Consider the following 22,188-nt stretch of genomic DNA (forward strand, 5'->3'; position numbering starts at 1 on the left):
CGAGGCGCAGGGGACTTTCGCGCTCAAGCTCTGGGACAGAGGCGGCACGCGGAGTCTCGTCATTGACGGGCCCGTCCTGGCGCTCCTGTAATCTCTGGTTGTGCTCCCGGCCCCCGGGAGCCATGGCCAGGAGGCTCCTCATGCTGCGCTCGGTAGCCCTGCTGCTGTTCTTGTTCCTATCAGGGTGCAGCGCCTCAACCAGGGGCGTCGTCCGCTTGGACACAGGCCATGGCGAGCCCCTTGTCCACACTCCGCGCCGCGACGAGGAGCCAGCAGCGGTGAGCGACAAGGAGTTCAAGAAGGCCGTCGCACAACATACCCCCGCTGTGCCTGTAGTGGAGCGGCCCCTGGAGCATGCCCGGCAGGTGTTCGGACTGCCCGAGAGGAGCGGCTGGTACCGGTATGAGGGAAGGAGCCAACGCCTCATGGTCTCGGAGCCGGGGAGTACCAGGAACATGCGCCTGTTGCCCGAGGACGAGGAGTTCAAGCGCCGCTACCTGCTGTGGTGTGAGCAAGGCTGGGGAGGCGGAGATTGCCTGCGCCTGCTGGTGGACAAGTCCTTCCTGGATGGGGATGCCAAGTACGCGCTGGCCATGGCGATTGCTCACAGCAAGGTGCTGGGAGCCATGAAGGAGGAGCTCACCAGGATGGTGAGCCCCCAGGCGGTGGTGGCCACAGTCGTGGGCGGCCTGACCATGTATGCCATTTTGCTCGCACTGCCCGAGCCGGTGAGCAAGGGCATCGCCACGCTGATGACGCTGGGGGCTATGGCCTACCTGGGCTGGGACACAGTGTGGCGGCTGATGGATGGGTGGCTGGTGCTGATGAAGGAGGTGGATAAGGCCACCACCTTCGATGGCATCTACGCCTCTGGAGAGAAGTTTGGTGAGACGATTGGGGAGAAGGCGGCACGCGCCTTCGTCATGCTGGGCACGGTGGCGCTGGGGAACACAGCGGCGGGCATGGCGACGACGCTGCCGAAGTTGCCGGGGGCCGTGCAGGCGGCGGTGGTGGCCGAGACGCAGCTGAACATCCGCTTTACGGCCCCAGCTCTGACTCAGGTGGAATCGGTCGCCATCACTTCCGAAGGTCTCACCATTGCGTTAGCCCCCAACGCAGTAGCCACGGCGGCCCGTGGCAGCTCAGGTGACAAGACCGGCGCGAAGGCTGCGCTGCCCAGTGCCAGTGGCCCAGGGAAATGGGTACAGGCGAATGAGTACATGCCCGAGCAGCCGCGCCGCTATCAGGCGCAGGTGACAGGTGCACCCGAAGGCACTGCTTACCGCGTCAAGTGGAGTGAGAAGGACGTGGACTTCGACGGCTTCGACCAGGGAGTCCTGCTTGAGGCCAAGGGTACAGGCTACGCGAAGTGGGTCGACGACGGCCTGAACTTCTACAGGATCTTCAGGGGGCGCGACCAGATGCTTGATCAGGCAAGACGCCAGTTAGACGCAGCCAATGGAACGCCCATTCGGTGGATCGTCGCTGAAGAGAAACTCGCAGGTGCACTCAAGAAGCTGTTCAAGGCTAACGATCTCGGAGACATCGAGGTTGTTCATATTCCCCCAACTCCCCCCACCCCGTGAGGAAAATAGCCGTCCGATGAGAGAAACATATTACGCTGGCTCCTACTGGCTCGCCCGGCCCGAATCCGCCGAGGCTTGCGCGCGACGCGCCGAGCATTTCTTCCACCTCCTGGGGCGCTGCGACCCGGCGTGGACCCGCTGGCATAAGACAGCTGACTCCTTCGCGGAAGCGCGCAATCTCCAGTTCCGCACGGATGCGTCGAGCTTCCAAAAGCTGTTCGCACAGGAGGAGCATCAGATCGGTGATGGCTTCTCTTTCCATCTGTGGACGGGCGAAAACCTGCACGAAACATCCGGCGTTGACGGGGCGTGTGGTTCATCCTCCCTCCGAGTTTCATCCTCCTGTGTACTCGAGCCCTATACCCGAGGACTTAATGCGGAGCGGGTGCTGACCGCTCCTGTTATGGCCGAGGCGCTGCGCGCCATGGCCCAGGCCTGGGACCCGGAGTGGGGAGTGGCTACATCTCACGAGCACCGGGACAGCGTGACGGAGAAAGCGAAGCCGGGCACCTTCGTAGGCTGGGTGATGTACTTCTCGCGGCTGCGCGGCACAGTGCCTCCCCTGCCTGCTCCTGTGCGCATTGAACAGGTGGCGGACAAGGGCACCCTCATCATTCTCACACCCGAGCGGTTCACCGCTTCCAACCCAGAGCACGTCGCGCTGGCCGCTCGCGTCCACGAACTGCTGGACCGGGCCGGGCTGCTGCGGCCGTTGCAGCCCTGGCCGACGGCTTGAGTGCCTGGCTTGAGGTGTCAGCGTCCGGCGCTGCCCCATTGAGCCTGTGTTCCACTCACTGCACCGGTTCCACCGAGAAGTGGGACATGAGGATGGAGCGCCTGCCGAGGTGGTAAGTGAGCGCGAAGTCCGCGAAGTCGTACGCACCGGGCCGCGGGAGCTGAAAGCTCCGGGCCGCGGAGAGCTGCGCGCACGAGGCCACCAGCGCCATGTGCGTGAAGGCCTGCGGGAAGTTACCCAGCGCCTCGCCCGTCCCAGGCACCGCCTCCTCCGCGTAGAGGCCCACGTCATTGGCCATCCGCAGCAGGTGCCGCAGCAGCGCCTCCGCCTCCTGCGTCTTCCCCGAGTGCACCAGCACGTCATGCAACCAGAAGGAGCACAGCAGGAAAGCCCCCTCTCCCCCGCCCACACCATCCGGAGCGTGGTAGCGATAGAGGAGCCCCTCCTTCTCCAGCCGCTGGCGCACCCTCTCCACCGTGCGGCGCATCAACGGGTGGGCAGCCGGGAGGAAGCCCAGCGCGGGCATCTGCAGAACCGAAGCATCCGCCCTCTCCGAGCCCACCGCCTGAGGGAACCACCCCACGCGCCGGCCCTCCCTCAGGAGGTACTCCCTGACCCGCTCACGCTCGCGAACCCAGCGTCCCACAGGAGCAGGAAACCGCCGCGCCCGCGCAACGCGCACCGCCCGATCCAACGCCACCCAGCACAGCAGCTTCGAGTGGATGAAGTGCCGGGGCTCGTCGCGTATCTCCCACAGTCCCTGGTCCGGCTCGTGCCACCGCTGGCACACGTGCTCCACCAGCTTGCACAGGAAGTCCCAGGTCTTCACCGAGACCGGCCCGCCCATCTTCGAGTACAGCCACACCGCCTCCAGCATCTCCCCGAAGACGTCGAGCTGAAGCTGCTTCACCGCCCCGTTGCCGATGCGCACCGGTCTCGAGCCCCGGTGGCCCTCGAGGTGGGCCAGCTCCATCTCCGGCAGCAGCCGGTGGCCCCGGATGTCGTACATGATCTGAATGTCCTCGACACGCCCCGCGCTGGTGCGCGCCAACCAGTGCCGGAAAGCGAGCGCTTCCTCCTGGTACCCCAGCAACATCAGCGAGATGAGCGTGAGCGTCGTATCCCTCAGCCAGGTGTAGCGGTAGTCCCAGTTGCGCACGCCTCCGGGCTCCTCGGGCAGGGAGGTCGTGGGGGCCGCGATGATGGCCCCCGAGGGCACATACGTGAGCGCCTTCAGCACCAGCGCCGAGCGGCGCACCTGCGGTGCGTACTCGCCCTCGTAGGCGCAGTGGGAGATCCACTCGCGCCAGTAGGCCACCGTGTCCTCCAGCCGCTGCCGCAGCGTGGCGAGGTCCGGCATCGCCTCTGGGCGGCGCTCCACGAGCGAGGAGGTCCAGGCCGCCTCCACCCAGGCTTCGTCCCCCGCACACAGGCGCCAGCGGGCGCGCAGGGCACGCTCGTACGCCACCAGCGGGCGCGTGGCCGTCACCCACAGCGCGTCCGCGCCCCCCACCAATTCCGCCGTATGCGCCGAGGTCAGACGGATGTTTGGGACGAAGGCCCCGTACTCAAAGCGAGGGGCCACCACCACGCGCGTCTCCACTTCGCCACCGACGCAACGCAGCCTCCGCAGCAACGCGTACCTCGTCCCGACACCTGGGCCTCGCTCCCTGCCGAGGCGGACGGGCATGCAGTCCGTCACCTCCAACACGCCGGACGGCGTGGTGAAGATGGTGACAAGAACGTTGGTGTCATCGATGTACCGGCGCGTGGACTGAAAGGGGCGCTCGGGACAGACCTGGAAGGAGCCCCCGCGACGCACATCGAGGATGCGACAGAACACAGCGGGCGAGTCGAACCGGGGGAAACACGCCCAGTCGATGGAGCCGTCGCGCCCCACGAGCGCCGCGGAGTGGCAATCGCCCAGCAACGCATAGTCGTCAATCCGCTGCCGCATCCCGCCTCCCGGGATCGCTCCAGTACTGGGCGTCACCCTCCGTCATGAGGACGGAAGGAAGCCGTTGCAACCCGAGGCGGGGGTTAGAGCGAGAGGACGGCCTGTCCCCTCCTGCCAAGAAGCACGCGGCCATAAGGAGGAGCCAGCCCGCCTGTCTGGGCCACAGCCTTCCAAGGAGCGCTCCTTCCGGGAAGTACCCTCCCCGGCTACACGCCGCGGGCTGTCGCAGCAGCACCTGAAGTGAGGGCCAGGTTCTCGCTGATGGGGTGCCCCAGCAGGAACTCACCGCAGGCAAGCAGCCGCCTGTTCCCGCATCACCTCCTCGGCGGTGTGGTGCGACGTCCGCAAGAGGACAAGCAGGAAGAGGAGGCGTTGCGCGGCGATCTCACCACCGCCTGGAGATGCTCAGGGCAGATTCTCCAAGTGGTCGGAGAACAAAGCCGTGAGCAGTGTGGGCTGAGCCTTGAAGAGATAGGGGACACGAATTCCCGGCAAAGGCACCTCCGCCAGTTGAAGCGGGAAGGGCTTGTAGCCCAAAACCTGCTCAAGAAGGCTTGCGAGGGTGGAGGCTGGCTGCCGCGCCCCACTCAAGGGCTCGATGAAGAGTTGCGGGAGCGTCGCGCTCCTGCGGTTCCAGAGGGTCTGGGTCGTTGAATAGACAAGGTACGAAGGCATCAGCACGCTGACGGCAGCGGCAACCCGGGTCATGAACCGCCCTCCTCCTGGGAGAGGCTCCTCGAAATACACGCAACAGCGAAGGCAGGACGCCATCCTCGGCTGAGTCACATCCCCTGCTTTGTGCCGGGAGAACACACCTCGGAGTTCATCGAGCAACTCATCCCACTTCTCCCAGCCCAACGCTTGGTCCCACGCGTCTGTCCAACGCTGGTATTCTGCCGTGCGTTGATAAGGATGGAGCGGTTGAGCAGGGGCGTCAGTCTCTACCGGGAAGCCCACGGGAAAATAAGCATGGGCCACACGGACGCACTCTTCGAGAGTGAAGTCATTCATGGCTTCACCCTTTCTGGGAGATCAAAAACCACAATCCCAACACCTGGGGTGACACATTCCGACACTCTGGAACCAGGGACTTGTTCTCTCAACTGCCACTTTTCTTTGAATTCGTTACATAACACGGCAAGCATTTCTCCTGGATGCGCTTCGGACAAGGCGCTTACCGCAACTGGCTCGCGGGCACTGACAGTGTGCCCCTCCAGCGGGAAGCAGGGCGGAACGAACCGGCGTGAACTCAAGGCGTGAGCCGGTAGCCGCGAAAGCCGATCGCGAGCAACTCCCGGCGCTACTTGGCAAGCTCGCGGATCAGCTGTTCGACCCCACGCGCGGAGGCGTCGTCCGCCGGTGAGAGGACAAACATGCTGAGGCCGTCGCTGTCGTCGACGGAAAACACCGACGTCTCGAACACGAGTTCGCCGACATTCGGCCGGACAAGCCGCCTGTACCTCACGCCGTGCGTATGCAGCTCATTCTCGGCCCACAGCCGGCGAAACTCCTCGCTCGTCTCCATCAACTCGTCGACGAGCGCGGCAGCTTCTTCCGATGCTCCCGCACGTGCGATGTCGACGCGAAACGCGGCGAGGCACGTGCGGCGCATGTCATCGGCATGCGGCAGGAACGTGGCCGCTTCGGGATGAAAGACCCGGCGCAGCATGTTGCGGCTGTGCTCGGGAATCGCGGCGTAATCGCCGAGCACTGCCACGGCGGCGCGATTCCACGCGACGATCTGAAACACCGGTGTCTTCACGAACGCGGGCACGTGCAGGTTGTCGAGCACGCGCTGCAGCGCCGGCGTGACCTCGGCGGGCGGTCTGTGGCGGCGCGGTGGCGGGCGCTCGTGAGCGAGCAGGAACAGCATCTCGCGATTCGTATCGTCGAGTTCGAGTGCACGAGCGAGGCGTTCGAGCACGTCGTCGGATGGCACGCCGCCTCGGCCTTGTTCGAGCCACGTGTACCAGGTGACGCTCACGCCGGCGCGTGCCGCGACTTCCTCGCGCCGAAGTCCGGGAGTGCGGCGCCGCCCGGCCGATTCGGGGTGAAGCCGCTCGCGGCGAGCGCGGAGAAATTCGGGGAGGGTGGTAGTCGCCATACCGGTATGCGGGCACGCCTTTTCCAGCTGACTCGCGCAGCTTACGGTTCGCGCATGACCCGGACAATGCTTCGGGCAAGAGAGCTCAGAACGGAGTTCATATGCTGACGGTGCATCATCTCGGACGTTCGCAATCGGAGCGGATCGTCTGGCTCTGTGAGGAGCTCGGGCTCGACTATGAGCTGAAGCGCTATCAGCGCCGGGCCGACAACCGGCTGGCCCCGCCGGAATACAAGGCGCTTCACCCGATGGGCACGGCGCCGATCCTCACCGACGGCGGCCTCGTCCTCGGGGAGTCCGGGGCGATCTGCGAGTATCTCATCCAGACCTATGGCGATGGCCGGCTCGCCGTGAAGCGCGGCGAACCCGGTTTCGCCAGCTACCTCTACTGGTTCCACTTCGCCAACGGGACGCTGCAACCGGCCGTCTTGCAGGTGAGGTATCTGGAGCGCGCCGATCCTTCGGACAAGAACGTGCTGCTGCAGGCGGCCAAGGACCGGTTCGGGCTGGTCTTCTCGACCTTGGAGACGCGGCTGGGGGAGGAGCCCTATCTGGCCGGCGAAGAGCTGACGGCGGCGGATATCATGACCGTGTTCTCGTTGACCACGATGCGGCTGTTCAAGCCGTATGATCTCTCGCCCTGGCCGAACATCCTGGCCTATCTGCAACGCATCGGTGCGCGGCCTGCTTATCGCCGAGCGATGCAGAAGGCCGATCCGGATTTGACGCCGTTACTGGGGGCCGTCCCGGAGTAAGCCGATGCCCTCCCCCACCCCTCCAGGACTCACCGGCCTCCCTGCAGCGAAGGCTGTTCTCGCTGGCTCAGCGCGGAGAGAGGGTGGGCCGCCGAGCACCAGGGAGGGCTGCTCGGCAACCAGCGGCTTCAACCCGCGTGGGAATCAGTTGCAGCCGCTGCCCTTGGTCGGACCGAGGTCCGCCCATTGGATCCTGCCGTCGGGGACGCCCCAGCGCGCATTGGTATAGCTCTCGAGGTCGATCAGCGCGTCGGCGTCTCCCTTGTTCTGGGTGCAGCAACCACTGCAGTCCGAGTCGGCGCACGTGTCGAGCACGGTGACCACGATGGTCTTCGAGCCGGACTTCAAGCAAAGGTCATGGAGCTTGAGCGCGTTCATGTTGGGGAACACCGCGGCGATGTTGTGCGCCGCCACCCACGCCTCCGGCTTCTTTCCTGAGCACGCCGCGAACTGCCCTGCCCACGTGCAGCCGTTGTATTTGATGCACTCCTCGCTGCCCGGATCCGGATACGACGTGTAGTTGGTCTTGTTGGCCGTCTTCCAGACGAGGCCGGGAGCGTCACAGCCCGTACCGGTAGGAGGCGGCGTCGTGCCTCCGGACAAGCCCGAGATCGTCAACTCCTCCCACGAGCTGAACGCGCCGCCATACGCGAACACTGTGCTGCCGCCGCCGTTCTCCGCGGACACCCAGTGGCCCGTCGTCACCGTCTGCAGGCCGACGATGTCCCCGTTGACGATCGTCCCGCTGCCGCTCTTCTTGACGATGCGGAACGTCTCCCAGCCCTGCCGGTTCCAGCTCGCGGCGTTCAGCGTGGAGCCACCGCCGTTGGCGGCCTGGAGGTACTGCCCCGTGCCCGCGGTGATGAAGACCGAGTCCCCGCTCACGAGCGACCCGCCGTTGATGTCGTCGATCGTGAACTTCTCCCACGCCTGCGCGGCCGTCGCCGTCGCGGTGACGGCGCCGCCGCCGTTGTTCTGCGCGCCCACGTACCGGCCGCCGAGCACCGTCTTGAAGCTCACGCCGGAGAAGAGCAACGGACTCGAGGCGGTCTCCGTGACGTCGTCCTGCCCGTCAGGAGAACTGTCCACCGGAGCGCACGCGCCCGCGAGCAACAGCGCCGACCACGAGGCACGAAGGAACTGCTTGGAACGTTTGAACTGGAGCATGAATCCTGCCTTGTTGAGAGGGCGAAGGTTGAAGCCGGTCTTAGCGCCTACAGAGACCCAAGCGGCTGAATTCGGGTCATGGGAATCGACAGGTTACTCTCAGTGTTCGGCCAATACTGGATTTTAAATTCCAACTTGACTTCATCGTTTGGCCAGTTTCCGGGCACCGGTCAGCGCCCTCGAAGCGCCCAGCAACCGTTCAACCGTCGCCGGCGCCCTGCCGGGGGCCTCCTGGTGGAGGCGCCCTCCTGGTAAAATGAGTCCCTCTGATGAAAAGGGGGGTCTGTCATGCGGATGTTCAAGCTGCTACTCGGTGGGGCCGCACTCGTGGGGGCGGCACTGGGACCAGGGGCCGCGGAAGCCGCGGCCAAGGTGATCGGCCCTGGGTTCGGCCGCATCTGCTACGAGTACGCCCGGGCCGGACATGCCTCGGACACAGGCCTGGAGGCCTGCAACCAGGCGCTCGCCGAGCAGAACCTGGCTCCAGGCGATCGCGCCGCGACCCTCGTCAACCGCGGGATTCTCCACATGTATGCCAAGGCGCACGCGCTCGCGCTCGCCAGCTACGAGCAGGCACTGAGGGTGGATCCGGCTCAGGCCGAGGCCTACGTGAACCAGGGCATCGCGCTGGTGAACCTGGGCCGGGACGCCGAGGCGGTAGCGGCGGTCAACCGGGCGCTGGAGCTGAACACCACACGGCCCGAGATCGCCTACTACACGCGCGCCATCGCCCACGAGATGCTCGGCAACGACCGCGCCGCCTTCAACGACTACCGCCAGGCCGCGGCGCTCAAGCCCGGGTGGCAGGAGCCGCACACGCAGCTTCGGCGCTTCTCGGTCCTCCCCAAGGGCCAGGGCTGAACCCCACCTAAGCGGTTTCGTTTTTCCGCCGATGAGCCCCTGAGCCCCCAAGCTCGTCGACCATGAGATCGATGAAGCGCCTGACGCGCGGCTCCAGGAGACGCCGGGTCGGGTAGATGGCCAGGATTTCTACGTCGCCTGCATCGAGCTTGGGCAGCACCTGCCGCAAACGTCCCGCGGCCACGTCCTCCGCCACCAGGAAGTCCGGAAGAAACGCGATGCCGAGCCCGGCCACGGCGGCATCGCGGAGCGCCTCTCCGCTGTCCATCCTCAAGCGGCTCCGCCCCTGTGCCTTGACCCAGGAGCCATCGCCGGCGCGAAACCGCCAGCTCTGCCTGCGGGTGCGGCTGCTGAAGATCAGGCAGTCATGGGCTGCCAGCGCATCGGCATTGCGCGGCTCCCCCCGCGCGGCGAGATAGGACGGCGCGGCACACAGCAGCGCCTTGTACCGGGCAACGACCCGCGACACCAGGCGGGTATCCTCGCTCATGCCGCCAATCCGGACCGCCAGGTCGAACCCTTCCTCGATGATGTCGGCCCGGCGATCCGTGAAGCTCACCTCGACCTGAACGTCGGGCCAGGCCGCGAGATACTTCTTCAGAATGGGAAGCACCTTGAGCCGCCCGAAGGCATCCGGAACGGTGAGCCGCAGCAGTCCGCGCGGGGTGCCGGCGGGCCCCGCCACGCTGGCCTCGGCCTCATCGACCGCCGAGAGGACCTGCAAGCCGCGCTCATAGAGCACCCGGCCCTCGTCGGTGAGGCTCAACGTCCGCGTCGTGCGGTTCAGGAGGCGCGCGCCAAGCCTGTCCTCCAGGCGCGCAACGGCCTTGCCCGCGGCCGACCGGGTTAGCCCCAGCGCCTGGCCTCCGGCCACGAAGCTGCCTGCATCCACGACCGCCATGAAGGCGAGAATGTCGTTCAAGTTCGTGCGCACGAGCCCCGGACTATAGCCAGGACCACGGCTCCCTGGGGCGGAAGCGCATCTGTGTAGAAAACCGTTCGTCAATCGGCCCGCTATCGTTCCACAGCACCTCGCCGGAATCGCGCGGGGAACCATCCTCAGGAACGCACATGACAGGCAAGGCCACCACGTACACGCACGGCGTCTCATGGGAAGAGGGCTTCGGCGTCAGCCAAGGCTACAGCATCAACGGCACCGTCTACATCTCGGGGCAGTTCTCCCACGACATGACGGGCGCCTTCGTGGGGGAAGGTGATTTCGAGGCCCAGGCGAAGCAGACGCTGGAGAACCTCGACCGCGTGCTCGCAGGCTTTGGCGCCACGCGTGACAACCTCGCGGAGGTGGTCGCCTACCTGACGAATCCGAAGGAACACTTCGAGCCCTTCGTCGCCCTGTACAAGGCGTATGTGGGGAAGCACCGGCCCGCTGCGACGCTCATCGGCGTCACAAGCCTGGCATTTCCCCACCAGCTGGTCGAAATCCGCGCGGTCGCCCACACTGGCTGATTCCGCCTCGGCACGTCAGCCGGCGGGCGGGAACGGCCGCTGGGCACCAAGCGCCTGACAAGCCCCGGGCGTGCGGCCCGGGGCTCGCCGCCGGCTCAAGGCAGCGGAGGAAGCGTCAGCACCCCGTTACACTGGCTGGGATTGGGAACGCCGGTGCCGCCCCACGGCGCCCCCGTGTTGACGATCACGCTGGTGCTGGGCGGAGCCGGACAGCCGAAGCCCGCCGCCTGGCGCACGGTGAGGTTGGCGTAGGGGGGCAGGTTGAAGATGACGTCCGTGCCGCCGTCCGTGCACAGGTTGCGCGTCTGGGTGCCGCCGCCAGGAATGGCGATCTCGACGTCCAGGCAGATGGGCAACGAGGTGCCGGGCGGCAGGGCGGCGGCGTTCAGCTCGACGCGCAGGCAGGCGGGGTTGGTCTTCTCGATATCCGCGTTGATGAAGCCAATTTGATTTGTATTGCCCACGTACCGGCCCTGGGAGGGTTGAGCACACGCATCCGCGTCACAGGAGACCACTTCCTTGACCGCGCACCGGACAGGGTTGCTCGTCTTCGAGGCCGCCCCTTGCTGCTGGCTCCACTGGTTGGCACCCACGGGCATGGACCACAGGGCGATGCTCTGCGGCGCGGACATGTTTCCAGCGATGGGGATGAACACCTGGGCCGTCGTGCCTGCGGAAAGCTGGAGCTGGGTGCCCCGCGCATCACGAACCTCGGCATAGATGGCGCCACGTGTCTCCAGGAAAACGGGCTGGCCGGCTAGGTTGACGGCGCCGTCGGCCCCCGGCATCGCCAGCAGGCCCGTGTCGATGAAGCGCACGCCTACCGTGAAGGGCTTGACGGGTGTGGTCCCATTGAGGGTTCGCAGCTTCGCGAGATCCACACGGATGGCCGCGCCGCTGCGGGGATCCGTGACGGTGGGAATCCCTTCCGCAAAGGTCTGCCGGTACAAGGTGTGCAACACGAAGCGTGCTCCCATCACGTTGCGCGTGATGGCGCCGACATGCGGCATATAGCCCTGCGCGGTGAGGGTCAGCGGCGCGCCCGGCTGCAGCGACGCGACGGAGACGGAGAACGAGCCGTCCGCGGCCGTCGTCGTCCGCACTCCCTGGAAGACCACCTCCGCTCCGCCAATGGCCGCGCCCGCGGTGTTGACGGCCACGCCGCAGACGGTGGTGGCGCCCTGGACGGGAGCACAGGTGGCGAGCGGGGAGCGCTGCTGCTCGCGCGGCTCGACCTCGGCCTCGGGCATGCCGCAGGCGCTCCCCCACATCGAGGGGCCACCCAACATGCCGCACAACAACAACCATTTCCTCGCCGCGCTCTTGGACAGGGACATCACATGCCTCCAGGTTGAGGGAAACGGGCACCAGACGTTCGGGGACTTGTGCCTGGGGACCCGGCCGGGCGCGGTGCACCCCTCATGCCATGACAGCCCCCGGTGGAATCCCTTCTCTCAAGAGATGCAACGCGTCACCCAGAGGCCGTCGCCGTGAGTCCTCCCAGGTTACGAATTCCTGCCAGCCGTAGCGTCCCAAGTCACACGGCCCTGCTAGCCTTCCTTCGCGCCGCAAAGCGCGTCGTCCTTCCAGGAGTCCGCATGAAACCCTCTGTTGGAATTATCCCGGCGGTACTGCTCTCTCTGCCCGTGGCCCTCCCGGCCCACGCCCAATCCACCCCCAACCTGGTGGTGAATGGCGGCTTCGAGGCACCCGCGCTGGGACACGGCTCCGTGCAATACCTCCCGTCCATCCCGGGTTGGTCGAGGCAGAGCGGCTGCAGCATCGAGATCCAGAACCATGTGGCCGGCTCGCCGATGGAAGGCGCGCAGCACCTGGAGCTCGACTCTTTCTGCCCCACCACCCTCTTCCAGAACTTCAATACCCAGGCAGGCCACTCCTACCTGCTCTCCTTTGGTTATTCCCCCCGGCCCGGCGTCAGCGACAACCTGATTCGCGTGTACTGGGATGGGCTGCTGGTCGCGGAACTGAACGCCAGCGGTTCAGGCAGGACGGATACGCACTGGCAGCATGTCACCGTGCCGGTGACGGCGCAGGGAAGCAGCACCCGCCTCACCTTCGCGGATGCCAGCCTCAACGACTCCGTGGGTGGGTACATCGATGCGGTGAGCGTCACCGAGGCCGGGGGTTCGTGCTCGGAAGCGCCGGGAGTGCCCTCGCTGACGCTCCAAGGCCCCAGCGAGATGACCCTGGAGTGCGGCGTGGACACCTGGCTGGACCCCGGCGCGCAGGCCGCGGATGCGTGCGGCCCCCTGGAGGTGCTCAAGTACAACTCCGGAGATGACGACGGAGACGGCGTGCCGGGCGCCCAGGATCCGGATGACTACGGGCCCGGCCCCAACACGGCGGCGGAGGGCACGTACTCGGTGCAGTACGCCGCGAGGACCTCGGTGGGAGACCTGGTGAGCGCCATCCGCTCGGTGCACGTGGAGGACCGGCTTCCCCCGGCGCTGAAGCTCAAGGGGGCCGCCCAGCTCACCCATACGTGCGGCACCGGGTGGGTGGACCCCGGCGTGGAAGCCACGGACGCGTGCTACGGCAACGTGGCGGCCGACGTGAAGGTCTCGGGGTATGTCAATGGATGGAGCGCGGGCTCCTACACGCTGACCTACACGCTGACGGACAGCGGGAACAACGCCGCGGTGCCGGTGACCCGCACCGTGGATGTCGTCAACTGCCCCTGGTAGGAACACGGAGCCGCAGAGCTTAGGGGCCACCCGCGGGGTGCAGCACCACGGGCAGACTCGCGGGCCCCCGGACCACCAGTGTGCGGTGCCAGCGCACGGGCTCCGGTCCCCGCTCCAGCCGGGCACACCGGTCCAGCAGCGCCTCCAGCGCCAGCCGCCCTTCCATGCGCGCCAGCTGCGCGCCCAGGCAGAAGTGGATGCCATGCCCGAAGGGCAGGTTCTGGGGGCCGGGCCGGTCCATGTCGAAGCGGTCCGCCTGAGGAAACTGGGCCTCGTCATGGCAGGCGGAGCCCAGCAGCACGAGCAGCGGCGTGCCTGTCGGCAGGCGCACCCCGCCCAGCTCCACCTCCGCGGTGGTCAACCGTGGGGCGGCCTGTACGGGAGGCTCGTAGCGCAGCACCTCCTCGATGAAGGCGGGGATGGCGGAGCGGTCCTCGCGCAGCCGGGTCCAGAGCGCGGGCTGCTCCAGCAGGACCACCAGGGAGACGGCCAGCATGTTCACCGCCGTCTCGATACCGCCCACCAGCAGCAGCGCGCAGAAGGCCATCAGCTCGGAGGGCGTCAGGGCCTCGCCCTCCACGCGCGCCCGGAGCAGCTCGCTCAGCAGGTCCTCGCCAGGCGTCTGCCGGCGCTTCTCCAGCAGCTCGCCGAAGGCGCCCTTCAGCTCCGCCACGGCGTCCCGGGCCAACTGTTTGCGCTCCTCCTCCTCGGGACGCACGGTGGTGACGCCGCCGGTGATGAGGTCCGCCCAGCGCTTGAGCCGCGCATGCAGCGCGGGGTCCACCCCCAGCATGTCCCCAATGACGAAGGCCGGAATCCGCAGGGCATAGGGAGCCATGACGTCCACGGGCACTCCCAGGGGGAGCTCGGCCACGGCCCGCGCCGCGAACGCCCGCACGCGCGGCTCCAGCCGCTCCATGGCGGCGCGGCCAAACGCACGGGTGATGAGCGTCCGCAGCCGCCCATGCTCGGGCGGATCCATCGCCAGCATCGACTCGGAGAGGGGATTGCCGCCAAGCCACGGCGGGTTGGTGGCCACCCCGAAGCCCCGGGAGGAGAACAGTCCCGGGTCCTTCAGCACGCGCATCACATCGGCATAGCGGGACACGGCCCACATGCCGCCGGGGTCCACCTGGCACACGGGCGAGTGACGGCGCATCTCCGCATACGTGGGATAGGGATTGGCTTTCACTTCGGGCGACAGCAAATCGTACCGGGTCTTCATCCCAGGGCCTCCGGAGCGCGCCAGGACCGGTGCACGGGGAACACCGTCCCGGGGAACCCGGCGAAGTCTACGTCGATGCACCCGCTGGGGAAGGTGTTGGCCTTCTGACACTCCTGGCGGCCTGTCCCCGGGAGGACGGCCGGAGGCCCTTTCCCAGACGGCTAGCTTGCTCCGCCGTTTCACCCCCTGTGTTGGAGCCTTTGCCCGTGGAGAGTCCTGTGCTTCGCCCCCTGCCCGTTTCCCGGCGTTCCGCCTTCCGTTCCCTGTCCCCCGTGGTGTGGCTGCTGGCCTCGGGGTTGCTGCTGTTTCCCGTCCGCCCGGCGCAAGGCGCGACGCCGCTGGAGGACAACGGCCTCATCATCGAGGGCTACATCCAGCTCGCCAACGAGATGCAGTCCTTGCTGGATCCGGCCTTCCAGCCCGGTGGCAGCAGCCAGGTGCGGCCCACGTGGTACGGCTTCGCACCCCATGCCGCGCACGCGGGCGGCAAGGGCATGCTCGGCGCCGCCATCGCGCTGCACATCATCGAGGCGGCCCAGACGTGGCCCTCGTTCACGGTAGGCCATGCCCTGGACCGGGCGGGCATCACGGGGCCCACGCGCGCGCCCATCTTGAGCCTCGCCCAGGAGCTCACCCTGCAGGGGCTTCCCACCGACGTGGCCGCCTCCTTCGCGGTGCTGCTGTCGGCCGTGAACGTGCAGGTGATGGCCGATCCCCGGGTGCTGATGTCCACCGCCTCCCGCTTCGTGTGGATTTATTGGAACGCGCCCGGGTTCTGGCCGCTCGACAAGGCCAAAGCCATCATCCGCACCCTGGAGCGCACCCTGCACGAGAGCAACCTGGCCATCTTCTCGGACATCGGTGGCGCGGGCCGGCTCTACCTCACGTGGCGCCAGGCACAGACCGGCGCGGTGACGGCCGAGCGCGTGCTGACAAGCTTCTCGATTCCCGGCGCGAACGCGGCGGAGGCCCGGCTCGCCTACACCTATGCGCGCGCCCACGCGCACGACACGCCCCGCCCCTCCCAGATGGACCAGCTCTTCCCGGGCATGGGCTGGAAGAGCCTGCTGCTGGCGGCCTTCGCCCTCTACGAGGACGCCCGGGTGGCCCCCACGCCCGCGGACCGGGATGCGCTCATCGCCATGGGCACTAACTACATCGCCTGGCGCGAGCAGCACGACCAGGCCAACCCCGTCTTCAACCCGGCGAGCCCCCGGGCCGATGAGTCCTCCCGCGCCAAGCTGCTGGAGGTCATCACCCCCGCGCTGCGCACGGAGTTTGGCACCTTCGTGTGGACCTACGCGGCGTTCGCGGACACCCAGCCGGACCGGGATGGCAACCCCTTCACCGCGCCCGCCACGGAGTACAGCTGGGCGCACTTCCCGGACCGCTGGGCGGGCATCATGCACGCCTTCAACGGCGTGTACCTCCAGCCCGCCTCGGTGTGGAAGCTGCCCGAGCCCCTGAAGGACCCCACCGCCGGCCTCCGGGCCCGCTGAGCAAAGGCTTGACGCTGCCCGGGGGGAGCGCTCGGATGCAGGCCCATGACCGAGCTGCTCACCCGGGCTGAAGCCTCGAACTATACGGAAACCTCCCGCCACGCTGACGTGGTGGCCTTCGTGGATGAACTGTGCCGCCGCACGAAGCTCGCGCGGCGGGTGGACTTCGGCCGGAGCGGCGAGGGCCAGCCCATGGTGGCGCTCGTCCTCAGTGACCGGAACTGCTTCACGCCCGAGCTCGCGCGCAAGCAGAAGAAGACCGTGGTGATGGTGGAGGCCAACATCCACGCCGGCGAGGTGGAGGGCAAGGAGGCCGTGCTGGCGCTCGCGCGCGACCTGACGCTCACCCCGCTCGGCAAGAAGCTGCTCGACACACTCTGCCTCGTGCTGATTCCGGACTTCAACCCGGACGGCAACGACCGCATCAGCACCTCCAACCGCCGGCTGGACCTGAAGAACCTCGAAGGCCAGCTCAACCCCGCGGGGGGCGTGGGCACGCGCTACACGGGCGAGGGCTGGAACCTCAACCGGGACAACACGAAGCAGGAGGCCCCCGAGACGCGCTGCCTCGCCTCGCTCTACCAGACGTGGTGGCCGCACCTCTTCATCGACTGCCACACCACCGATGGCAGCATCCACGCGTTTGATCTCACCTTCGACACCTCCCACTCCAACGAGCCGCTCTTCGCGGAGCTGCGCCACTTCAACCGGGAGATGCTGGAGCGCGTGGCCCAGGCGGTGAAGAAGCGCCATGGCTTCGACAGCTTCTGGTACGGCAACTACCGCACCGAGGGCGAGCCCCGCTCGGGCTGGCACACCTACCCCGCCCTGCCCCGCTTCGGCAGCCACTACCGGGGCCTGCTCGGCCGGCTCGACGTGCTGCTGGAGACCTACAGCTACATCAGCTTTCCGCGCCGCTGCGAGGTGATGCGGGCGTGGCTGCTGGAGCTGTTCCGGGACGCGGCGAAGAACGCCGCCGCGTACCGCGCCCTCACCGAGGCCGAGCAGGAGCGCATCATCGCGCGGGGCCGCACGCCGGACGTGGAGACGCTCGTGGGCATCAACTACGGGGTGGCCACGCGCACGGACCAGGGCGCGCTCGCCTTCGAGTACCCCGCCCATGCGAGGCCGGGGGACCAGGCGCACCTCCTGTCCTTCGACGAGGCCAGCATCACCGCGCGCCACTACCCGGGCAAGCGGCGGCGCGAGTACCGGGCCCCACACTACCGCACGTTCGTCCCCACCCAGGCAGTGAGCACGCCCCTGGCGTACCTCGTGCCGGAGGAATTGGCGCCCCGGCTGGAGGGCCACGGCATCCGCTTCGAGCGCCTGAGCGCCCCGCGGCGCCTCACGGTGGACAGCTACCGGGTGGCCCGGCGCGAGGAGACCTTCAGCCCCGATGTGGCCGCGAACGTGCCGCCGCCGGGCGAGGCCGAGGTGCCGCTCAGCCAGAAGCCCAAGCCCGTGCGCTTCGAGACGGTGCTCACGGTGGCCCCGGAGCGCACCACGCGCGAGTTCCCCGCAGGCCTGCTGTACGTGCCCACGGCGCAGCGCGCGGGCACGCTGGCGGTGTACCTGCTCGAGCCGCACTCGGATGACGGCTTCTGCCGCTGGCAGTTCCTCGACGGCCTCATCCGGGCAGGCGAGCTCTACCCCGTCCACCGCGTGGTGAGCGGGGGGGATGTGCCCAAGAAGGCCGAGTAAGCCCGCGAATTCCAAAAAAATAAGAAACCCGGACGCAACTTCTTCCTGGTCCCCAAGAGAATGGGTCCAGGAGATTTTTACATGTCCAACTACCGCATTCGTCCGGGTGACACCCTTTCCGCACTGGCTGGCCGCTTCAACACCAGCGTGTCCGCGCTGGCGCGTGCCAACAACATCGCCAACCCGAACCTCATCATCGCGGGCAAGAACCTGCGCATTCCCGGCCGGACCGACAGCTTCGAGCCCGCCAAGGGCGGTGGCACGCGCGGCGGCGGCAGCACGGGCGGTACGAAGGGCGGCGGCAAGGTCGAGGGCGGCGCGGGCGCCGGGGCACCTGGCGGGGCGACGCCTGCGATGCGCAAGCTGGCCAACGCGGGCCGCGCCGCGGCGATGGGCATGGGCGGGTACAACAGCCAGGGCCTGTGCGCCACCGGCGTGAGCCGGGCCATCCAGAACGCCTTCGGCTTCAAGGTCTGGGGCAACGGCAACCAGATCGACAACAACCTGCCGCGCGACAAGTTCAAGCAGGTCGACATGCCGCTGTCCGAGGCGCTGAAGATTCCGGGCCTCGTGCTCACCTGGGAGAAGACGTCGTCGAAGGCTGGCAGCATCTACGGCCACACCGCCATCACCACCGGCGACGGCCGCTCGTCCGTGAGCGACTTCATCGAGCGCAACACGCTGGGCGCCGGGGGCCGCTCCGGGCTGAAGATCTTCATGCCCACGATGTAGTTCCCGCCGCACGGCGGCCACGCGCCCCAATCTCCGCCTGTGTCCTGCTCGCTTCGGCGGCGGAGGACGCAGGCGGTTTTTTTTGCGTGGCCCAAGGGCCTGTGAACGCTTTCACACCCTTGGCGTCAGCCCCCCATCTTTAAATCCTTACAGCAGAAAGGTTATCTTCCGCCGGCACCATTCCTTCGCCCATCCCATCCCGCATGAAACCAAGTCTTTCCTACCTGCTGCTGGCGCTCGCGCTGGCGCTGGTCTCCGGCTGTTCTCCTTCCGTGTCCTCTGACACGGGCTCCGCGCAGCTCACCGTCTCGGTGCCCCAGGGCCTCGCCGCCACCATCACGCGGGTCACCGTCTCCGCCAGCGCCTCCGACTTCGAGCCCCTCTCCACCGAGCTCACCGCCGGCGGCGGTACCTGGAGTGGCACCCTGGGCAACATCCCGGCGGGCGCCCTGCGCACCTTCCGCGCCCAGGCCTTCGGCGACGGCGGCACCCTGCTCTTCGAGGGTTCCGTCTCGGGCATCACCATCACCGCCGGACAGACCGCGCTCGTCGCCATCCTGCTGCAGGAGGTCAACCCTGTTCCTCCGTTCCAGAACGAGGCGCCCCTCATCAGCTCGCTGGTGGCCTCCACCACCTCCGTCCCCGTGAACGGCTCGCTGACGCTGACCGTCACGGCCCAGGATCCCAACGCCGGCGACACGCTCACCTATGCCTGGACCGCCACCGGGGGCACCTTCTCCGCGGCCTCCGCGGCCTCCACGTCCTGGACGGCCCCCGCCTCCAGCGGCATCCAGACGCTCACCCTCACCGTGACGGACTCCGGCGGCCTGTCGTCCACCGCCGCCGTGGCCATCCACGTCATGCAGGACGAGCAGCAGGGCAGCGCGCAGTTATCCGTCACCTTCAACCGCTTCCCGTCTGTCACCGCCATGGCCGCCTCGCCCACGCTGCTCGCCGTGGGGCAGGCCACCTCGGTCTCCGCCACCGCCTCGGATCCGGACTCGGACGCCCTCACCTACGCGTGGACCGCCTCGTGCGCCGGGACGTGGACCACGCCCTCCGGGGCCTCTGCCCAGTTCAAGCCCTCGGTCCTGCCCACGGGCACTTGCAACAACTGCCGCCTCACGGTCGCCGTGGCGGATGGGCGCGGCGGCAGCACCACGGGCAGCGTGAACCTGTGCGTGAGCAACGCCCCGCGCATCAACCACTTCCCTCCCCGCATCGCCAGCGCCTACCAGTCCTCGGAGACGGCCACCGCGGGCCAGGTGCTCACCTTCGAGGTGGCCGCCACCGATCCGGAGGCCAGCACGCTCACCTTCGCCTGGAGCGCCAGCACCGGCACCCTGGGCTCGCCCGTCACCGGCACCACCCAGAGCCGCATCCCCTGGACCGCGCCCGCTTGTGCCGTCACGGGGACGCCCACCGTCATCACCGCCACCGTCACGAATGCCTTCCAGCTGACGGCCACCCGGAACCTCACGGTCACCGGACTGCCGGTCTGCCCCTCGGGCTGGGCCTCGACGGGCAACCTGGCCACGGCGCGCGCCTACCACACGTCCGTGCTGCTGCCCAACGGCAGGGTGCTCTCCTCCGGGGGGAACAACGGGGGCACCTACAACTCGACGATGGAAGTGTACAACCCGGCTTCGGGGACCACGAGCAGTGCCAGCAACATGAACGCAAGCCGCGCCAACCACACGGCGACGCTGTTGCCCAACGGCAAGGTGCTCATCGCGGGAGGAAACAATACGACGGGCGAACTCGCGTCGGCGGAGCTGTGCGATTCCACGAGCACCTCGGCCCTGACCGGCTCCATGGCCTCGCGGCGCGGCAGCCATCAGGCGGTGCTGTTGCCCAACGGCAAGGTGCTCGTCGCGGGAGGCTTGGGCGCCAATGGCAGCATCCTCGCGTCGGCGGAGGTGTACGACCCGGCCACGGGAACCTGGAGCGCGACCGGCTCCATGGCCGAGGAGCGCATGGGCCATACGATGGCCGTGCTGCCCAATGGCAAGGTGCTCGTCACGGGAGGCATCGCCCCCCCGGAGAAGTACCTCGCGACGGCGGAGCTCTACGACCCGGCCACGGGAAGCTGGAGCCCGGCGGGCGCCATGGCCCAGGCGCACAGCAACCACACGATGACGGTGCTGCCCAATGGCCAGGTGCTCGTCACAGGAGGGGCCGTCTCGTGGAGCACCCACCTCGCGACGGCGGAGGTGTATGACCCAGCCACGGGAAGCTGGAGCCCGGCGGGCACCATGGCCCGGACTCGCTTCGGACACACGGCGACGCTGTTGTCCAACGGCAAGGTGTTCGTCACGGGGGGAACCACCACCGCCCTGGCGGCGGAGGTGTATGATCCCAGCACGGGGACCTGGAGCGCCGCCAGCATCCCCAGCACGGCCCGCTTGGAGCACACGGCGGTGCGGCTGCCCAATGGCAGGGTGTTCATCGCCGGAGGCTTGGCCGGGAGCAGCGCGCTCACCACCTCGGTGGAGCTGTACACTCCCTGATACCCAGCGTCCGTGAGCACGGGCGAGCCGCCGGAACCCGTTGCCGCCGCGGTCCTTCCGCTTCAGGACCGCGGCGGCGGCGTCTTAGTAAGGAACCTGCGAGACCGCGAGGCCGGGGCTCGACTCCCAGGACGTGACGAAGTTGTCCGGGGTCCGCTGCCACCACTGGCCCCACATCAACCCGGAGGAGTTCCGGTACTGCCACGCGGTGTTGGCGTTGGTGACCAGCCAGCTCTTGATGGACGCATCGTTGGCCACCCCGGCCCACTTGCTCGCCCAGCGGACGAAGACGCCCTTGAACCCGGCGGTGTCGCCCTGGCCGCCGCCCGAGTCGTACTCGTCGTTGAGGATGCCGGGGAGGTGCTGGCCCGTCAGGTTGTTGCGGGTCCAGTTCACCGCCAGGCCGCCCGCGTTGAGGTAGCTGGCGTTTCCGGTCGCCTGGTAAAGCAGGGCCGACGCGCCCGCGAAGGTGCCCTGGTTGTAGGTGAACGCCCACCAGACCTTCTCTCCGTTGAGCTTGATGTGGTCGGCGACCTGGCCGGTCGAGGCGTTGTACAGGGTCGAGCGCAGCCAGTTGTAGATCTGATCGGCTTGCGCCCGATAGCCGGTGTTGACGGTATTGCGGGCCAGCAACATCGCGGCGATGGTGGCCGGGCCCGCCACGCACGCGTTCTTGGTCTGCTTGTCCGCGCGCCACCAGAAGCCGCCGCCGAGCTGGTTGTCCCACGCGCGGCTCCACACGGCGTTGAACTGCCACTGCGCCTGATCGAGGAACGGCCGGTGGCCGGTGATTTCGTAGCCACGGGTCAGGGCGATGACCGCCCACATGATGTCGTCGTTGTACTCATTCCACGACGCGAAGTCCGTGGTCCGGCTGATGACGTTGTTCAGCCCGTTGAGAAGGGAGAACACGATGTCCCGGTGGACCGGATTCCGGGTCCGCTCGTAGGCGTCCTCGGCCGCCTCGATCTGCTCGCAGACCCGCCAGAAGTCGAGCCGCCCCGGCACGGCCCGGTTCGTGTTGAGCACGTAGTAGCCGTTGCCGCCGTTCGCGACGTAGAAGGCATTGTTGTAGGAGTCGAACGCCAGGTTCTTCTCCGTGGGGGTGAGGGCGGAGGCGCCGGGGGCGAACGCCAGGACCAGGGGAATGGCCAGCAACGGCAGGAGCCGCAGGTTCATG

18 protein-coding genes are annotated in these 22,188 nt (G+C 67.6%); 10 read left to right on the forward strand and 8 right to left on the reverse strand.

The genetic code is table 11. The features are described from left to right. Nucleotides 1-140: 140 nt before the first annotated feature. A complete protein-coding gene (locus KY661_RS10925) occupies nt 141-1,586 on the forward strand; it encodes a restriction endonuclease fold toxin 5 domain-containing protein (RefSeq protein WP_263436907.1) in 1,446 nt (481 codons plus the stop codon). A 16-nt stretch (nt 1,587-1,602) separates the two neighbouring features. Beyond that, nucleotides 1,603-2,322: an immunity 52 family protein gene (locus tag KY661_RS10930; protein WP_225410148.1), complete on the forward strand. Its 720-nt coding sequence runs from the start codon at nt 1,603-1,605 to the stop codon at nt 2,320-2,322. 55 nt (nt 2,323-2,377) lie between these two features. On the opposite strand, the gene KY661_RS10935 is transcribed toward KY661_RS10930, so the two are convergent. The 3 genes from KY661_RS10935 to KY661_RS10945 all read right to left on the reverse strand — a co-directional run bounded on the left by KY661_RS10935 (nt 2,378) and on the right by KY661_RS10945 (nt 6,383). After that, nucleotides 2,378-4,279, reverse strand: coding sequence for a glycoside hydrolase family 15 protein (locus KY661_RS10935; protein WP_225410149.1), 1,902 nt, complete (start codon nt 4,277-4,279; stop codon nt 2,378-2,380). A gap of 405 nt (nt 4,280-4,684) precedes the next feature. Then, nucleotides 4,685-4,987 carry a hypothetical protein gene (locus KY661_RS10940; RefSeq protein WP_225410150.1) on the reverse strand — a complete coding sequence of 101 codons (303 nt, stop codon included), beginning with the start codon at nt 4,985-4,987 and terminating at the stop codon, nt 4,685-4,687. Nucleotides 4,988-5,579: 592 nt separating this feature from the next. After that, nucleotides 5,580-6,383: a helix-turn-helix transcriptional regulator gene (locus KY661_RS10945; protein WP_225410151.1), complete on the reverse strand. Its 804-nt coding sequence runs from the start codon at nt 6,381-6,383 to the stop codon at nt 5,580-5,582. Nucleotides 6,384-6,484: 101 nt separating this feature from the next. Between KY661_RS10945 and KY661_RS10950 the strand changes: the two genes are divergently transcribed. Then, the gene (locus tag KY661_RS10950; protein WP_225410152.1) at nt 6,485-7,138 is read left to right on the forward strand and encodes a glutathione S-transferase family protein; all 654 of its coding nucleotides are present in this window, start codon (nt 6,485-6,487) and stop codon (nt 7,136-7,138) included. 144 nt (nt 7,139-7,282) lie between these two features. Here the strand turns inward: KY661_RS10950 and KY661_RS10955 are convergent, their stop codons facing one another. Continuing rightward, nucleotides 7,283-8,305, reverse strand: coding sequence for a fascin domain-containing protein (locus KY661_RS10955; RefSeq protein ID WP_225410153.1), 1,023 nt, complete (start codon nt 8,303-8,305; stop codon nt 7,283-7,285). Nucleotides 8,306-8,593: 288 nt separating this feature from the next. Here KY661_RS10955 and KY661_RS10960 point away from each other — a divergent pair, with 288 nt between their 5' ends. Next, entirely contained in the window at nt 8,594-9,166 is a 573-nt protein-coding gene (locus KY661_RS10960; RefSeq protein ID WP_225410154.1) for a tetratricopeptide repeat protein, read from the forward strand. A gap of 7 nt (nt 9,167-9,173) precedes the next feature. Here the strand turns inward: KY661_RS10960 and KY661_RS10965 are convergent, their stop codons facing one another. Then, a complete protein-coding gene (locus KY661_RS10965) occupies nt 9,174-10,088 on the reverse strand; it encodes a LysR family transcriptional regulator (RefSeq protein ID WP_225410155.1) in 915 nt (304 codons plus the stop codon). Between the two features lie 149 nt (nt 10,089-10,237). Between KY661_RS10965 and KY661_RS10970 the strand changes: the two genes are divergently transcribed. Then, a complete protein-coding gene (locus KY661_RS10970; RefSeq protein WP_225410156.1) occupies nt 10,238-10,633 on the forward strand; it encodes a RidA family protein in 396 nt (131 codons plus the stop codon). 95 nt (nt 10,634-10,728) lie between these two features. Here the strand turns inward: KY661_RS10970 and KY661_RS10975 are convergent, their stop codons facing one another. Further along, the gene (locus KY661_RS10975) at nt 10,729-11,970 is read right to left on the reverse strand and encodes a carboxypeptidase regulatory-like domain-containing protein (RefSeq protein ID WP_225410157.1); all 1,242 of its coding nucleotides are present in this window, start codon (nt 11,968-11,970) and stop codon (nt 10,729-10,731) included. Nucleotides 11,971-12,231: 261 nt separating this feature from the next. Here KY661_RS10975 and KY661_RS10980 point away from each other — a divergent pair, with 261 nt between their 5' ends. Further along, a complete protein-coding gene (locus tag KY661_RS10980) occupies nt 12,232-13,338 on the forward strand; it encodes a DUF5011 domain-containing protein (RefSeq protein WP_225410158.1) in 1,107 nt (368 codons plus the stop codon). A gap of 19 nt (nt 13,339-13,357) precedes the next feature. Here the strand turns inward: KY661_RS10980 and KY661_RS10985 are convergent, their stop codons facing one another. Continuing rightward, nucleotides 13,358-14,563, reverse strand: a complete 1,206-nt coding sequence (locus KY661_RS10985) for a cytochrome P450 (RefSeq protein ID WP_225410159.1) — start codon at nt 14,561-14,563, stop codon at nt 13,358-13,360. A 218-nt stretch (nt 14,564-14,781) separates the two neighbouring features. Between KY661_RS10985 and KY661_RS10990 the strand changes: the two genes are divergently transcribed. The 4 genes from KY661_RS10990 (at nt 14,782) to KY661_RS11005 (ending at nt 21,008) form a co-directional block, all read left to right on the forward strand. After that, nucleotides 14,782-16,062, forward strand: a complete 1,281-nt coding sequence (locus KY661_RS10990; protein WP_225410160.1) for a hypothetical protein — start codon at nt 14,782-14,784, stop codon at nt 16,060-16,062. 45 nt (nt 16,063-16,107) lie between these two features. Beyond that, nucleotides 16,108-17,766 carry a M14 family zinc carboxypeptidase gene (locus KY661_RS10995; protein ID WP_225410161.1) on the forward strand — a complete coding sequence of 553 codons (1,659 nt, stop codon included), beginning with the start codon at nt 16,108-16,110 and terminating at the stop codon, nt 17,764-17,766. A gap of 81 nt (nt 17,767-17,847) precedes the next feature. After that, entirely contained in the window at nt 17,848-18,498 is a 651-nt protein-coding gene (locus KY661_RS11000; protein ID WP_225410162.1) for a LysM peptidoglycan-binding domain-containing protein, read from the forward strand. A gap of 203 nt (nt 18,499-18,701) precedes the next feature. Further along, entirely contained in the window at nt 18,702-21,008 is a 2,307-nt protein-coding gene (locus KY661_RS11005) for a kelch repeat-containing protein (protein WP_225410163.1), read from the forward strand. 84 nt (nt 21,009-21,092) lie between these two features. Here KY661_RS11005 and KY661_RS11010 read toward each other — a convergent pair whose 3' ends face one another. Then, complete coding sequence (locus tag KY661_RS11010; RefSeq protein ID WP_225410164.1) at nt 21,093-22,187, reverse strand: glycoside hydrolase family 76 protein; 1,095 nt, start codon at nt 22,185-22,187, stop codon at nt 21,093-21,095. Nucleotide 22,188 lies beyond the last annotated feature (1 nt).

It is taken from the genome of Allostigmatella hybrida, assembly GCF_020103775.1.
Classification (GTDB): Bacteria; Myxococcota; Myxococcia; order Myxococcales; family Myxococcaceae; genus Hyalangium; species Hyalangium aurantiaca.